Raw genomic sequence first — 15,415 nt, 5'->3', positions numbered from 1 at the left:
TTTAATCCAAAAAAAATTACTATTTATTAATATTCAATTTTATAAACATTAAAATAAAATGTTATTTGATGGGAAATCCCATGATTTTCTGCAATTGTTTGTCTGGAAATTTCACAGACATTTAAAAATCTGACCATTACTTCGGCGATGATCTCCAGGCAGTTTCATCCGCTATTTGCTTAGTTTTGCCTTTTCCTTGAGATTATAAGACCTGACAGATGGCCAAATTAAAAACCGTATATGTTTGCACTGAATGCGGGGTGACTTCCCCAAAGTGGCAGGGAAAATGCCCGTCTTGTGCATCCTGGAATTCAATGGTAGAAGAGGTTGTCGAACGCGAAGTGTCTGGAAAATTGAGCAGCCAGTGGAAAGATTTTAAAGATTTGCCAGGAAAGCCATCTGCTGTTTTATTGGAAGAAATCACTTCTATTTCTGAAAAAAGAATTCCTACCGGGGATCCGGAATTAGATAAGGGCCTGGGAGGAGGACTGGTAAAAGGATCAGTCAGTCTTTTAACCGGACAGCCGGGTATCGGAAAATCTACACTGATGCTCCAATTGGCTTTGCAGGTAAAAGTGGAAAATGTACTCTATGTTTCAGGAGAAGAAAGTGGCGGACAAATAAAAATGAGAGCTGACCGCATTCAGTCTTCAACAAAATCCTGCTATTTGTTATCGGAAACGCGCGTCCAAAGTATTCTTGCGGAAGCCGTTCGGCTGAAAGCCGGGTTGCTGATTGTTGACTCCGTCCAAACCTTGTTTAGCGAAGATCTGGATTCTGCTCCGGGATCCATCAGTCAGATCCGTGAAAGTGCATTTCAACTCATACGTTTTGCTAAGGAAAGCGGGACTCCTGTAATTATCATTGGTCACATCAATAAAGAGGGTGAAATTGCAGGCCCTAAATTGCTTGAGCACATGGTCGACACGGTTCTTCATTTTGAGGGAGAAAAAAATTACTCCTACCGCATCCTCCGCGTACTCAAAAACAGATTTGGATCGACTGATGAACTCTGTTTATACGAAATGCAGGCCAATGGTTTGCGTGCCATTACCAATCCTTCCGAATTGCTGCTGTCGCAGAACGAGGAACTCTTAAGTGGTTCAGCAATTGCGGCGACGATAGAAGGACAGCGTCCTTTGTTAATTGAAACCCAGGCATTGGTAAGTCCTGCAGTCTATTCAAGCCCTCAGCGTGTGGCCAATGGATTTGACAATCGGAGAATGGCGATGTTGCTTGCTGTACTCGAAAAAAGATGCGGGTTTTCATTAGCACAAAAAGATGTATTTCTCAATGTTGCCGGTGGCATTCGGGTCAGTGATCCGGCTATGGATTTGGCTGTAGTTGCCGCTGTCATTTCATCTTTGGAAGATAAAGCATTGCATAAACAGATTTGTTTCGCAGCCGAGGTGGGATTATCGGGGGAAGTGCGTTCGGTCTCCAGAATTGAATCGAGGATACAGGAAGCCAAACGGATAGGATTTAAGGCGGTGTGCATCTCCAAATACAATTTAAAATCCTGGGACCCATCCAAATACAAACTGAATATTGTACCTATTGCTACCGTGGACGAACTCTACGATCTCGTATTTTCAAAAACATGAAAATTTTTCCCAACTAAAAACCGACTGTATTAAACGGATCTTTTAGATGAATCTAATCCATTCTATTTTTCAAATAATAAATAATCGGGCTCATGGCATTTCAAATCGCCAAATAGGCCTGCTGGCGCTTATTTTAGGGATCCCGGCATATTTACTGAACCTCGGAAATCTGCCGATCATTGGAGACGAAGGAATCAGAAATCTGGTAGCACTGGAAATGAAGCTCTCCGGAAATTTTATAGTCCCAACTCTAAACGGAGAACTATACTTGAATAAACCTCCGCTGTTTAACTGGCTGATCTATTTGAACACGCTGGTAATGGGTCACGGTGGCGAAATGCCTTCCAGACTGGTCAATCTATTTTTTCTTGGGATTTTTGCTGCTACTGTTTTTTATTGGACGGGAAGATACGCGCATGGATTCAGAGGAATTACACTTGTATTGATGTTTCTAACAAGTGGACGAATTCTTTTTTGGGACAGCATGTACGGTTTGATCGATATCTGTTTTTCGTGGGTGATTTTTCTGAATTTCATGTGGCTCTATCATTTTGGCAACAAGGGCAAATGGCTGCATTTTTTCTTGTTATCTTATTTGCTCTGTTCGGTTGCTTTTATGTTGAAAGGATTACCGGCCTTGGTTTTCCAGGCGATAAGTATGATTGTGGCACTAGCTTTTTTTGGAGAATTTAAACGGAAATTCTTTACCTGGATTCACATCGGTTGTGCAGTGATAGGTTTGCTTCCCGTTGTGACCTATTATTTGGTTTACATGGCTTATGTGCCTTTAGATCAGGTGTTTTCTGTTCTGGCCGATCAGTCTTTGAGGAGGACCGCTACACACCATGGTATTTTCAAAACAATTGTTCATTTTTTTACTTTTCCATTCGAACAATTGTATCACTTTTTACCCTGGTCTTTATTTGTTGTATTCATATTTACGAAAAAATTCTGGTCCTGGATCAGCGGGCATCATTTTGTAAAATATAATTGGATCATGTTGGCAGCCAATATACCGGTTTATTGGCTTTCGGTAGAAGTGTATCCCAGATATTTGTTGATGTTCATTCCGCTATTTAATTTATGGGTAATTCATTTTTACCAAAACCAGGTTCAGGATGAACAATTTTTACCGGCTATTTTCCAAAAGTTTTTCATATCAATTGCTGCTTTACTAACTTGCGTTAGCTTTGGGCTGCCCTTATTTGAATCAGCAAATGAAATACCCCAAATGACAACAGTTTGGCTGGGCTCTGCTTTATTATTGACTCTGTTTTGTCTGGTTTTATGGAAAGCCAAAGAGAACTGGATACTGTGGTTGGCGATTTTTATGTTGGCTGTAAGAATTGTTTTTAACCTGACTGTATTGGAAGTCAGGCCTGTTCGCGAAAAAGCTTACACTTGTAAAATCGATGCGGAAAGAGTCATGCGACAATACAAAATGTTTGTCTGGTACATTTATGGCGATACCGAATTGCACCAGATCTCCAGGTATTATCTTACACAGAATTATCAGCAGATAATCACCCAACAACTTCATGCGACAGATACAACAGCGATCTATATTGTCGATCCGGAAATTTATCCTGAATTTAGCGGGGTGAAAATAGATTCGGTTTTTATTGAAACCGGAAGGTATTTAAATGTAATGAAATTGACAAACAAATCATGGTAGAGCTTTCAGTAGTCATATGTGTTTTTAACGAATCCGAAAATATCGAACCTTTGGTATCCCGGCTCAGAGCTGCTTTAAAGAGCCTGAAGTATGAATTGATTTTTGTGGATGATGGTTCGCGGGACGATACGCTTTCACGCTTGAGTTTGCTGAAGGAGCGAGATATGAAAATCATTGAATTCAGGAGAAATTACGGTCAAAGTGCTGCCCTGGCAGCCGGAATCGAACTGGCATCCGGCGAATGGATCGCCACCATGGATGGCGATTTACAAAATGATCCTGCTGATTTACCCCGAATGCTGGAAATGGCAAAGTCAAAAAATCTGGATCTGCTGGCAGGGATCAGACAAAACAGAAAAGACGGATTTATTCTGAGAAAAATACCTTCTAAAATAGCCAACTTTTTGATCAGAAATGCCAGTGGGGTTCATCTGCACGATTACGGTTGTACCCTGAAAATGATGAAATCGGATCTGGCTAAAAGTCTCGGAATCTATGGAGAATTGCATCGCTTTATACCGGTTCTTGCCGATCTGGAAGGAGCCCGTATGGATGAAACTCCGGTTTTGCATCATGCCCGGAATGCTGGACAATCAAAATATGGCATCAACAGGACCATGCGTGTTTTAAGCGACCTTTTGTTGATCTTGTATTTGAAAAAATTCAGGCACAAACCCATGCACTTGTTCGGTGGATGGGGAGTCTTGTTCACGTTCATCGGAGTGTTGATCATGATCTATCTTTTTGGTGAAAAGTTAGCCGGACATGATATCTGGGGAAGGCCGATTTTAATTTTAGGGATGATCCTGATGGTGACCGGGTTGCAATTGATCGTACTCGGTATACTTTCCGAAATGCAACTTCGAACCTACTATGAATCTCAGGGTAAAAAAGTGTACAGGATCCGGAAAGTTCACAGCCTCCGTGAAGAAACCCTTTAAGCTGAAATGATTACTTACACCTTTCCGGGTTGGTTAAAATGGACGCTCAAATTGTTGATCTCCATGGCGATCATTTTGATCATCGCACAAAAAATAAATTGGGGGGATTTTTTTTCTGTTTTGAGCAAAGCCGATCCCATCTGGCTCCTTTTTGCAATCTGTTGTTTTGCTTTTTCAAAATGGGTTTCTGCCGAGCGTTTCAGGTCCCTGGTGAATTTGCATAGCCCTCCATTTGAATGGAAAGAAAACCTGCTTTTGTATTGGAAGAGCATGTATTACAATTTATTACTACCGGGAGGCATCAGCGGCGATGCCTATAAAATGAAAGTGTTAAAGGATAGATATCCTTTATCCATTGGACAATTGATAAAATTGGTATTGGCAGATCGCATTTCGGGTCTGATTGCTTTGGTGCAGTGGGCTTTGTTATTGATGTTGCTGTTGAGTGCATTTAAAATTTACTTTTATTGGCTACTATTTGCATTGATGTTATCCCTTCTTTGTAGTTGGATATTTCTCAGGTTCATCGATCCATTGTACCTGTCGATACGATTTCGTTTGGCTTTTTATTCATTGCTCGTTCAACTCGCGCAAATATTTTCAGCATTCGGAATCATTTATGCATTGCAACAACAAGAGCATTTGGGTGCATACCTGTTGCTGTTTTTGGGTTCTTCCCTGGCGGCTATGATTCCGATAACCATAGGGGGAGCAGGCGCCCGCGAAATTTGCTTTATGTATGGTGCTCCGATGGTGGGCGGTATCGTTGAAGAGGCCATTGCCGTTGGTTTTGTATTTTATATCATTTCTACAGGGGTGTCGTTATTAGGCATGTTCATCGCGTTTAAGAAAAATAGTTTTGAAGTTACCAATACCTAGCCCCTGAAGGTGCTGAGAATATTTATTCAGAATGAATACGATTTCGACTAATTATGATTGAAAAATAATGAAAAATAATTGGCAATTATGGAACTAACATTCGTTAGACTCCGTTTTTTCCTAAAAGCCTAAAAGCCTAAAAGCCTAAAAGCCTAAAAGCCTAAAAGCCTAAAAGCCTAAAAGCCTAAAAGCCTAAAAGCCTAAAAGCCTAAAAGCCTAAAAGCCTAAAAGCCTAAAAGCCTAAAAGCCTAAAAGCCTAAAAGCCTAAAAGCCTAAAAGCCTAAAAGCCTAAAAGCCTAAAAGCCTAAAAGCCTAAAAGCCTAAAAGCCTAAAAGCCTAAAAGCCTAAAAGTCTAAAAGTCTAAAAGTCTAAAAGTCTAAAAGCCTAAAAGCCTAAAAGCCTAAAAGCCTAAAAGCCTAAAAGCCTAAAAGCCCTCTCCCCAAACTCCTTCCCATTTAGAATGATTGAAATTTTATGCTTTCCTGGATAAAATACCTTTGTGGTAATGGGTTTAAATTTTTGTTTTCGGGTGATATCAATTTGACTGTATCCGGGAATCTCGCGTTCGCTGATTTTAAATACTTTGCGCGAATGTTGGCCGTTTTTTAGAAGATAATAGATGCCGTATTCCAGCCGAAGGGTAGATGGTTTCGGACGGGTATTTTCCAGGCTTATGGTGAATTCAAGATCTTCACCCATTTTGATTTTCGTTTGTCTGAGTTGGAATTTTGTGAGTTTGAAGTGATCGCTTTTGTGCAGTTTGTAAAATTTCAGAATTTCCGAATGGCCTTGTTTGAGCAAGCTGCGGCTGGCATGTTTGATGAGTGCATCGGTCTCCCTGCTTATGCCTTTCCATTCTTTAACAATTTTGAGGGCAAGATCTGGATGATCTTTCGAAATATCGTTGATGCTGTTGGCAACACTTCTTCTTACGGTTTCAGAGGAATCAGATTTCAGATTGTTTAAAATGGGAATCAGTGGACTAGGATCTTTTTTGAGATAGGGCACAGCCATGGCCCAGGGCAAGCGAGGACGGGTTCCTTCACTCGAAAGTCTTCTGACTTTTTCATGAGGATGCTTTGACCAAACCAGCATTTGCTTCATCATGGGTTCTCTGTAACGAATGAGAAACGGACGTACTGCAAATTCGCAACTGGTGAATACAGTAATGTGTTGCATCGCCTTTACAGATGCATGAAAATCATGGAGCCCAAATTGTTCAATAAAGTCGGGTAAAAACATGAACTCAAGGCTGAATTCCCGCATGCCTTTTAACTGCAGGTGTTCTATCAAGTCTACGATTTGCTTCGAAGCTATTTTGTAATCTGCCGACAATTGCTTTTTAAGCACGGTAGAAAGATGCCGCATGCGCTGTTTGAGTTCTTTGTTTTTCCAATCCTTGTCGAAAACATCTTTGATAAATTCCTTTTCATTCGCGTCGGGAACAACTTCTGAAAGCCGAATTGCAAATTGCCTGACAAAATCTGTTGTATATAAATCTTTTAGTAGTGAACTCATAAGCTGGGATTGCTAAATGAAGAAGGAGAATAAAAAGGCATCAATGATTTTTAAGAAAGCTTAGATCTTTTCCAATTGACTCCGGCTTAATTCATTTTGCTGATCACCTGTATTTAAGGTCCCAGCCGGTTCAAATAAAAGCACCGATACTTCCTCCTGGGCTACCGGGCGATGTTCGACACCCTTGGGAACCACGAGTATTTCATTTTCACTGACGGTGACTTTCCGGTCTCTGAATTCCATGGTAAACCTTCCTTTGAGTACCATAAATAATTCATCTTCTAAATCGTGCTTATGCCAAATAAAACTTCCTTTAAACTTTGCAATTTTAACATGCTGACCATTTAGTTCAGCTAAAATTCTGGGGTTCCAATGATCTTCAAAGGAGTTTAGTTTTTCTTGAATGTTGATGACGTCCATTTTGCAAATATTCTTTGAATGTACGAACATATGCAAAATATTCTATAGTTGCGGAAGGATTTAGTTTACCTGTTTAAAATGGCAGGTTCAATAAGAATAGTTTATTTTTTAAGTTTGCTTCTATTATCAATTATGGTAAGTATTGTAATTGATTTTCCCCGGAATATGTAAATTGCTGTAACATGTCTATGTACTATACCAAGTCTGCAGTTTTTGTAAACACTCGATTCTTTAAACAATTTTGGGAAAGAGGTAATCGCTTTTTCAAAATGAAACAAAAGATCTAAAAAATCATTGCACTCCTTTTCGCTAAAATTTTCTCTCAAATATGATAAAATTTGATCAACCTGGTTCTTGGCTTCAAGAGTCCAGTTAACATTATACTTGCCTGCCATATGAAATCCAAAAGTCCTTTGTGCTTATGATTTTACCATCATATAAGTTTGAAAGACCCCTTTCAAGAGATTCAATTTGTTCTTGTGTAAGTTTGTCCACCCAGTCTCCAGATTCAGCGGATTTTTTGAATTGAAGCAAGGATGTCAAAATACTCTTATCATCTAATTCTTTTAACCATTCTATTAATTCGGCTTTGATGCTTTGTGCTTCCATAGTTGCAAAAATACCCAAAACTATGTTTAAATGCAAGAAATGTCTTTCCAATGACTTGAGAAATATTTGTCAATAGAAAAAGTATTAGTTAAATATTCCACCCTATTTTTAAACCTCTTAACAAATGAATTTTGGCAAGTTTTCACATACGCAAAATTGGAGTACTGGGCGCCGGATTGATGGGTTCCGGCATAGCCTGCCATCTGGCCGGAGCGGGATTTCAAGTGCTTTTATTGGATCGGGCAGCGGCTGGTCCTGATAAAAATATCCTGGTGAAGGAGAGTCTGCGATCCTGTTTATCCTCTAAGCCTTCACCCTTGTATCGGAAGGATTTTGCAGAGCGCATCAAAACGGGAAACTTTGATGATGATTTTCATAAGTTGGCACAATGCGATTGGATCATCGAGGCCATCATCGAGGAACTACCACCTAAAATAGAATTGTTCGAAAAAATCGAAGCTGTTCGACGTCCTGATGCTATCATCAGTAGCAATACTTCGGGCTTGCCGATTTCAATGTTGACGAAAGGCAGAAGCGCTGATTTTAAATCACATTTTATCGCGACGCATTTTTTTAATCCTCCCAGATATCTTCAATTATTGGAAATCATTCCTTGTGTCGAAACCAAACCCGAAGTCATCGATTTTATGTTGGATTTCGGATCGAGGTATTTAGGGAAACAAACGGTCTTGTGTAAGGATCGTCCGGGCTTTGTGGCCAACAGGATCATTCTGCCCTATATGTTGAAAGTCATCGAGCTCTGTGAAACTCTCGGACTTCCCATTTATGTTGCAGATAAACTCATGGGTCCGGCAATGGGTCGCCCAAAATCGGGAACATTTCGATTGGCTGATCTGGTCGGCTTAGATACAGCTGCAAAAGTTTTGCAGGGTCTAAAAATACATTGTTTGGATGATGAGATGCTTCAGAATATTCCGCCATCAAAAGCCTTTGAATTTTTGCTCCGGCACCAATTTTACGGAGGCAAAAGCGGAAAAGGTTTTTATGAAAAAACGGATGAATTGGATGCATCCGGGAAACGCAAAATAAGGGCTTTGAATTTGCAGACCTGTAGTTATGAACTGGAAGTTCCGGTAAAACTGGAAAGCCTGCAATTGTCCAAACAGATTGATGATTTACAAAAGAGAATGAACACCTTGATTTCATTGGAGGACGAAGGAGCGTTGTTGATTAAAAGAAGTACGGCCTTTTTATTTTCATATGTTGCACACAGAATTCCCGAAATATGTGATACCGTTTATGGAATCGACCAGGCCATGTGCAGCGGGTTTGGTTGGGAGCTGGGTCCTTTTCAACTGTGGGATGTTTTGGGCTTTCAACAGGGAATTGAATTGATCCATGATTCGGGATTCACCGTACCGGAATGGATTCAGCAAATGTCGGATCAGGAAAATTTGCAGTTTTACCGCAATGAATCGGAGCGAATGGAATATTGGAATCCATTAAGCGGAAACTATGTAAGCATTCCCGGATCCGATAAAGAATTAAATTTTAAGATACGTTGCAAAGAAAACAATCTGTTTCAAAATGATGAAATCCAAATTCTCGATATAGGCGATGAAGTTCTGTGTGTAAATTTTATAAGCAAGAACAATATCATCGGCGAAGGCATACTTCGCGGAATTCAATATGCCATAGATCTGGCAGAAACGCAGGGATGGAAGGGAGTCGTCATCGGCAATACATCCGAGCATTTTACCGTCGGCGCAAATCTTTTGTATATAGGCATGATGGCTTTTCAACAGGAATATTCACAATTGGATGAAGCTGCAAAATTATTTCAGGAAACTTCCATGCGTTGCAGATATTCTGCCATTCCGGTAGTCTGTGCCTGCCAGGGCTATACTTTTGGCGGAGGCGTCGAATTGCTTTTGCATTGCGACGCTGCTGTGGCCTATGCAGAATCTTATATCGGACTGGTCGAAATGGGTGTAGGCATTTTACCCTGCGGTGGCGGAACCAAAGAATTTGCCAAAAGACTCAGTCAGGAAATGAAAGAAGGCGAAGTGCACATGCCACAGCTTATCCACAGATTTAAAACCATTGCTACGGCAGCAGTATCCACATCCGCACATGAAGCTTTTGATTTGGGCTATCTCGACGACCGCCGCGATGCGGTGTGCATCCAAAAACTAACAAACGTTCGTAAGGCCAAAGAAAAGGTATTACATTTAAGTGAAAATTATGTACAACCCATAGAAACAGGAGTCCAGGTCCTGGGGCAGAGCGGACTGGCCACCTTATACGTAGCTGCAAATTCCATGCAACGCGCCGGTTATGCCAGTGAATACGATGTTCATATCGCAAGAAAAATTGCGCATGTCCTGTGCGGCGGTGAACTGAGCGCGCCCCAGAAAGTTTCTGAGCAGTATTTGCTGGATCTCGAACGGGAAGCGTTTTTGAGTCTGTGTTCGGAACCAAAGACGCTGGAGAGGATTCAGCATATGTTGGAGCACAGGAAGGTGTTGAGGAATTGAGAGAAGCTAAAAGCTAAAAGCTAAAAGCTTAAAGCTCGAAGCTATCTGGCAGTTATTGATAGTGTTTTTGAATTATCCCAATTCATGCAATGGAATCCAGTTTCTTAGCTTAAAGCAATAAGCAGTAAGCTTTGTTTAGGGTTTTTGTACATCACCTTTCTATTGCAATATATTGGAAATTATATATTGATAATCAACAATATATGGTATATTTTCAATTCTAATGCAGAGATTGGGATTATGAAATATGATATTTAGGCATTTCATAAAATGGGCTGTAGTCATTTAATGCAAATCATCATAGTAAATGTGTAAAAAGGCAATCTTTTAATTGGAATAACATTAAATAATAAATGGATACTTATTAATCAATTATTTGTCCTTTTAAATAAGTTGCGGCTCTATAGTTCACGTAATTAAATATTCCAATTTAGCTTTAGCGTTTGTTTGGCAGATAAACATTTGTTTTATGAGAGATTATAATAAACTAAGAGCCTTCGTATTGGCAGATGAGATACCGGTTGCAACTTACTTGATAACTAAGCATTTTCCAAAAGAGGAAATGTATGGATTAACTGCACAAATGAGAAGAGCAGCGATCTCTATTCCCTCTAATATAGTTGAAGGAAGTAGCAGGGAAACAGATAAAGAATTTGTAAGGTTTTTGGAAATTGCTTACAGCTCTTTGAAAGAATTGCAATATCAGTACGGCTTATCGGTTAAATTGAAGCTCATTAAGATGGAGGAAGTTGAGAAATGTGTTTTATTGTGCCACGAAACCTCCAAAGTATTAGGAAGCCTTATTCTAAAGATTAAGAATAAATGATTTATTAGTTATAGAAGTACAAAACCATGAGCTTCAAGCTTTAAGCTTCAAGCTTTAAGCGGCACCTAATAATCATCAAATCAATATTTTACCGTAATTTTACCATCCACAACATCGCCAGTTCATGAAAACGGAATTTCTGACCCCCGATTTATTTACCCAAACTGCAGCAAAGACCGCCAGTGTGAATGGTAAATCTTACGAGATCGTTCCGGGAGAAACCATATTGTCTTTTGTCAGGCGGCATTTCGATCAACAGGCCATTCCTACCCTTTGCGACGCCCCCAATCTGGAGCCTTTTGGTTCCTGTAGAGTGTGCAGCGTGGAAGTATCGCGTGCCGGAGTGCCGGGAAAAAGAACAGTGGCCTCCTGTCATACTCCCGTCGATGAAGGGATGATTATCGAAACGGAAAGCGAACCAATACAGAAGTTACGCAAGAATATCATGGAGCTGGTGCTGACGGATCATCCTTTGGATTGCCTGACCTGTGAGGTTAATGGAAATTGTGAATTGCAGGATGTTGCCGCCAGGGTCGGAATTCGTAAAGTGAGATATCCGGAAGGAAAAAATCACCTCGACCGGACGAAAGATAAGAGTCATCCATACATGACTTCCGATTTGTCAAAATGCATTATGTGTTACCGCTGTGTGAGAGCTTGCGATGAAGTCCAGGGACAGCATGTTTTGTCTGTAATGGGCCGTGGATTCGACAGCCAGATCATCAAAGGTATGAATCAGACTTTTATGGAATCTGATTGCGTAAGCTGTGGTGCATGTGCACAGGCTTGCCCGACGTCTGCGATTTCCGATGTCTTTCAGTCGAAGGCACTGGTTGGTCAGGATAAAGTCAGAACGGTTTGCACTTATTGCGGCGTGGGATGTAATCTCGAAGTGAGTGTAAAGAGTGGAAAAATTCTGAGCATTCAGGCACCTTATAATGCTGATGTCAATCAGGGACATACCTGTTTAAAAGGGCGCTACGCTTTTAGATTTTATAACCATCCGGAACGGATCCATCATCCGATGATCCGCAAAAACGGGATACTCGAACAAGTAAGCTGGGATGAAGCCTACGATTTCATCGTTGATAAATTCAACGAGATAAAAAGTAAATATGGTCCGGATGCGATTGGCGGGGTATCTTCTGCACGTTGTACCAACGAAGAGAATTACCTGATGCAAAAATTTTTCAGAGCTGTTATTGGAACCAATAACATCGACGGCTGTGCGAGGGTTTGCCATTCACCCACAGCATTGGGGATGCAAAGGACATTCGGTACAGGGGCTGCAACCAATTCGATAGAAGATCTGAAATATACCTCTGCAATTTTGGTCATCGGCGCTAACCCTACAGAAGGTCATCCGGTTACAGGTGCAAAACTCAAACAGCATGCGATGAAAGGGAAAACCACGATCGTGATTGACCCGCGTCGCACAGAAATTGCAAAATATGCGACGATCCATTTGCAGTTGAGACCCGGTACCAATGTTGCCGTGCTCAACATGATGTTGTATTACATTGTCAAAGAAGGATTGGTCAACAAGGAATTTATCGATTCGCGAACAGAAGGATTTGAAGATTTTCAAAATAATATCCTGAATCTGAATATCGATGCGCTCGAAGCGGTTTCCGGTGTACCCCGCGAGAAGGCCAGGCAAGCAGCCATTGCCTATGCGAGTGCACCTTTGGCAATGTCTTTCCATGGTTTGGGAGTTACTGAACATTATCAGGGTACATACACGGTCATGTTGATTGCAGATCTGGCCATGATCACCGGAAATGTTGGTAAAAGAGGATGTGGTGTCAATCCGCTAAGAGGGCAAAACAATGTGCAGGGTATGGCCGACATGGGCGTTCAACCCTATCAGGGTGCTGGTTATTTAGATCTTACACAGCCCGATGTAAAAGCAAAATACAGTGCGTTTTATGGGGTCGATGTGCCTTCAGAAATTGGACTCAAAATCCCAGAAATGTACGATGCAGCCCTTGCAGGAAAGTTTAAAGCGATGTGGATCATGGGCGATGACCTGGCTCAATCAGATCCAAACACAAACAAAGTGACCAAAGCATTGGAGTCACTTGATTTGCTCATTGTTCAGGAAATTTTCATGACGGAAACTGCAAAATTTGCACATGTGGTTTTACCCGGAGCATCTTTTCTGGAAAAAGAAGGAACCTTTACCAATGGAGAACGAAGAATCCAGAAAGTGCAGCAGGTGGTTAAGCCAATTGGCGATTCCAAAGCCGATGGCCAGATCATCGCAGACCTCATGAACCGGATGGGATACAAACAGGCGGATTATGAAGCTAAATCAATGCTGGAAGAAATTTCGCAAATCGTTCCTTTTTTCGCAGGCGTTAAGTGGGATGAGCTTGGGGAAAACGGAAAACAATGGCCGGTATTAGCCGATGGCAGCGACACGAAAATCTTACATACAGATACCTTTAAAAGAGGAAAAGGAAAATTTGAATTTAGGGAATATGTCGAATCTCCTGAAATCATGGAAAATTTTAAAGAATATCCATTCATTCTCACCACCAACCGCGTTTTGGAACATTACAACGCAGGCACCATGACGCGCCGTACGGGAAATGTTGAGATCATCAAAGAGGATGTGGTGCTCATCCATCCTAACGATGCGCAGAATTACGGTATCCAAAACGGCGATCCCGTTTCAATCGAATCTGCACGAGGAAAAATCACCATCCATGCGCATTTAACGGATGAAGTCAAACAAGGGGTCATCAGCACAACCTTTCACTTCCCTGAACTTTTTGTTAACATCGTCACCTCCGACATCAGCGACTCCATTGCCAAGTGTCCGGAGTATAAGGTGGTGTGTGTGAAGATTGGGAAGGCGTAATTGTAGAAGTCCGTTATCACAACTCAGATTCCTGTTTGGATATATAGATTCGAGTCATTGGTGTGTAGGTTTTTACATCCTGGTGCAGGCGAAAAAAATTTCCCACATCATGTTTATGGGTTCGTGATATCTGTAAACATTTGGAACAGAAGAAATGGCCAAGAGCGGAATTAAATCCTTTTCTGATCATATTGTTGAATCCAATCAAAACCTAAAGAAGCGTTACTGTAATGAAGATATTATATATTAATTGTATTCATAAATATCTATTAATCAATTAACTATAATTAATTTGTTGAAAAAAATAATTTATCTATGCAAATCTAATATTCAGTGTTAAATTTGCATAGATGATTCCTAGAAGATTATCCAACAAGATTCATACCCTGCTTAAACATTTTCCGGCAGTAGCTTTATTGGGGCCCAGGCAGGTTGGCAAAACTACCCTGGCATTAGAAATTTCCAAGCATCAACCTTCCATTTACCTGGATCTGGAAAATCCTGTAGACTTGTTAAAAGCTCACCATTTAGAAGACCTGGTTTTCAACAATCCCGAAACATTGATTATTCTGGATGAAATACACAGAATGCCTGAAATTTTTATACCTATCAGGAGTGTGATTGATCGATTAAAAAGAAGCGGAAAGAAAACCGGTCAATTTTTATTTCTTGGTTCTGCATCCTTAACCCTGTTAAAACAATCGAGTGAGACCTTAGCGGGGCGATTGGCGTTTATCGAATTATGTCCAATTGACCTTACCGAATTCACAAACTACTTGAATGAGGATCATAAAATCAATCAACTCTGGACCAGGGGTGGTTTTCCGGATAGTTTACTTGCTGAAGACGATACAGCAAGTTTGTTGTGGCGGCAACAGTTTATTAAAACTTACCTCGAAAGAGATATCCCTCAATTAGGTCCTAGAATTCCTGCAACAACATTAGAACGATTGTGGACAATGCTAGCGCACCACCAAGGTCAGTCGTTGAATGTATCCAAATTGGCGGTCAATTTGGATGTTTCGAATGTAACTGTGTCGCGATACATAGATTTATTTACTGACCTGCTTTTGATCAGAAAAATCCAACCATATACCAGTAATGTAAAAAAAAGATTGGTGAAAGCATCACGAGTTTATATTCGAGATAGTGGAATTTGTCATGCATTGTTGAATATCCGAAATTTCAATGATTTGCTTGGTGATCCAGTCATAGGAAAAAGTTGGGAGGGATTTGTAATTGAAAATATAATTCAATTTTTGCCACCCAATGCTTTTAGTTATTATTATCGTACCCCCGGTGGAGCCGAGATTGATCTTGTTTTGGAATTACATAAGAATGAAAAATGGGCCATTGAAATAAAACGCAAATCACAATTATCTGCAAATCGTGGTTATTATGAAGCTTGCGAAACAATTCATCCATCAAAAAAGTACATCGTGCATTCAGGAAGTGAACATTTTCAAACGAATAATGGAATTGAGCTTATTCCTTTGATTGAGCTATTGAATAACATCAGGAAATTAACCTGATCAAGAATGATTTCTCCTGCAATTTGATTATTAAACTGACTATTGAG

11 protein-coding genes are annotated in these 15,415 nt (G+C 40.5%); 8 read left to right on the top strand and 3 right to left on the bottom strand.

The window, feature by feature from the left end:
* The first annotated feature begins 218 nt into the window (after positions 1-218).
* From radA to IPM34_12785, 4 genes are read left to right on the top strand one after another with little or no spacing between them, the layout of a single operon-like run.
* Positions 219-1,604 carry a DNA repair protein RadA gene (radA, locus tag IPM34_12800; protein MBK8956414.1) on the top strand — a complete coding sequence of 462 codons (1,386 nt, stop codon included), beginning with the start codon at positions 219-221 and terminating at the stop codon, positions 1,602-1,604.
* Positions 1,605-1,650: 46 nt separating this feature from the next.
* Positions 1,651-3,279 carry a hypothetical protein gene (locus tag IPM34_12795; protein ID MBK8956413.1) on the top strand — a complete coding sequence of 543 codons (1,629 nt, stop codon included), beginning with the start codon at positions 1,651-1,653 and terminating at the stop codon, positions 3,277-3,279.
* Positions 3,273-4,220 (top strand): glycosyltransferase family 2 protein, encoded by a 948-nt coding sequence (locus tag IPM34_12790; GenBank protein ID MBK8956412.1) that lies wholly within the window; start codon positions 3,273-3,275, stop codon positions 4,218-4,220. Before IPM34_12795 ends, IPM34_12790 begins: the two co-directional genes overlap by 7 nt.
* Before the next feature lie 6 nt (positions 4,221-4,226).
* Complete coding sequence (locus tag IPM34_12785; protein MBK8956411.1) at positions 4,227-5,099, top strand: flippase-like domain-containing protein; 873 nt, start codon at positions 4,227-4,229, stop codon at positions 5,097-5,099.
* 408 nt (positions 5,100-5,507) lie between these two features.
* On the opposite strand, the gene IPM34_12780 is transcribed toward IPM34_12785, so the two are convergent.
* The 3 genes from IPM34_12780 to IPM34_12770 all read right to left on the bottom strand — a co-directional run bounded on the left by IPM34_12780 (position 5,508) and on the right by IPM34_12770 (position 7,697).
* A complete protein-coding gene (locus tag IPM34_12780; protein ID MBK8956410.1) occupies positions 5,508-6,617 on the bottom strand; it encodes a DNA alkylation repair protein in 1,110 nt (369 codons plus the stop codon).
* Positions 6,618-6,677: 60 nt separating this feature from the next.
* Positions 6,678-7,037, bottom strand: a complete 360-nt coding sequence (locus IPM34_12775; protein ID MBK8956409.1) for a cupin domain-containing protein — start codon at positions 7,035-7,037, stop codon at positions 6,678-6,680.
* A gap of 378 nt (positions 7,038-7,415) precedes the next feature.
* Positions 7,416-7,697, bottom strand: a complete 282-nt coding sequence (locus tag IPM34_12770) for a hypothetical protein (protein MBK8956408.1) — start codon at positions 7,695-7,697, stop codon at positions 7,416-7,418.
* A gap of 128 nt (positions 7,698-7,825) precedes the next feature.
* Between IPM34_12770 and IPM34_12765 the strand changes: the two genes are divergently transcribed.
* The 4 genes from IPM34_12765 to IPM34_12750 all read left to right on the top strand — a co-directional run bounded on the left by IPM34_12765 (position 7,826) and on the right by IPM34_12750 (position 15,368).
* Positions 7,826-10,144, top strand: coding sequence for a 3-hydroxyacyl-CoA dehydrogenase/enoyl-CoA hydratase family protein (locus IPM34_12765; protein ID MBK8956407.1), 2,319 nt, complete (start codon positions 7,826-7,828; stop codon positions 10,142-10,144).
* A 469-nt stretch (positions 10,145-10,613) separates the two neighbouring features.
* Complete coding sequence (locus IPM34_12760) at positions 10,614-10,970, top strand: four helix bundle protein (GenBank protein ID MBK8956406.1); 357 nt, start codon at positions 10,614-10,616, stop codon at positions 10,968-10,970.
* A gap of 124 nt (positions 10,971-11,094) precedes the next feature.
* On the top strand, positions 11,095-13,836 hold the full coding sequence (fdhF, locus tag IPM34_12755; protein MBK8956405.1) for a formate dehydrogenase subunit alpha: 2,742 nt from the start codon (positions 11,095-11,097) through the stop codon (positions 13,834-13,836).
* A 350-nt stretch (positions 13,837-14,186) separates the two neighbouring features.
* Positions 14,187-15,368, top strand: a complete 1,182-nt coding sequence (locus tag IPM34_12750; GenBank protein ID MBK8956404.1) for an ATP-binding protein — start codon at positions 14,187-14,189, stop codon at positions 15,366-15,368.
* Positions 15,369-15,415: the final 47 nt, after the last annotated feature.

Source organism: Saprospiraceae bacterium, assembly GCA_016716185.1.
GTDB lineage: Bacteria > Bacteroidota > Bacteroidia > Chitinophagales > Saprospiraceae > Vicinibacter.
The sequence above is the reverse complement of the archived record's forward strand: the minus strand, read 5'-3'. Positions and strand labels throughout refer to the sequence as shown.

Bases quoted from the DNA above. Each gene is read 5' to 3' on its own strand.
- IPM34_12785 (MBK8956411.1), top strand. From the start codon at position 4,227: ATGATTACTTACACCTTTCCGGGTTGGTTAAAATGGACGCTCAAATTG.
- IPM34_12775 (MBK8956409.1), bottom strand. From the start codon at position 7,037: ATGGACGTCATCAACATTCAAGAAAAACTAAACTCCTTTGAAGATCAT.
- IPM34_12765 (MBK8956407.1), top strand. From the start codon at position 7,826: ATGGGTTCCGGCATAGCCTGCCATCTGGCCGGAGCGGGATTTCAAGTG.
- IPM34_12790 (MBK8956412.1), top strand. From the start codon at position 3,273: ATGGTAGAGCTTTCAGTAGTCATATGTGTTTTTAACGAATCCGAAAAT.
- IPM34_12780 (MBK8956410.1), bottom strand. From the start codon at position 6,617: ATGAGTTCACTACTAAAAGATTTATATACAACAGATTTTGTCAGGCAA.
- fdhF (MBK8956405.1), top strand. From the start codon at position 11,095: ATGAAAACGGAATTTCTGACCCCCGATTTATTTACCCAAACTGCAGCA.
- IPM34_12750 (MBK8956404.1), top strand. From the start codon at position 14,187: ATGATTCCTAGAAGATTATCCAACAAGATTCATACCCTGCTTAAACAT.
- IPM34_12795 (MBK8956413.1), top strand. From the start codon at position 1,651: ATGAATCTAATCCATTCTATTTTTCAAATAATAAATAATCGGGCTCAT.
- radA (MBK8956414.1), top strand. From the start codon at position 219: ATGGCCAAATTAAAAACCGTATATGTTTGCACTGAATGCGGGGTGACT.
- IPM34_12760 (MBK8956406.1), top strand. From the start codon at position 10,614: ATGAGAGATTATAATAAACTAAGAGCCTTCGTATTGGCAGATGAGATA.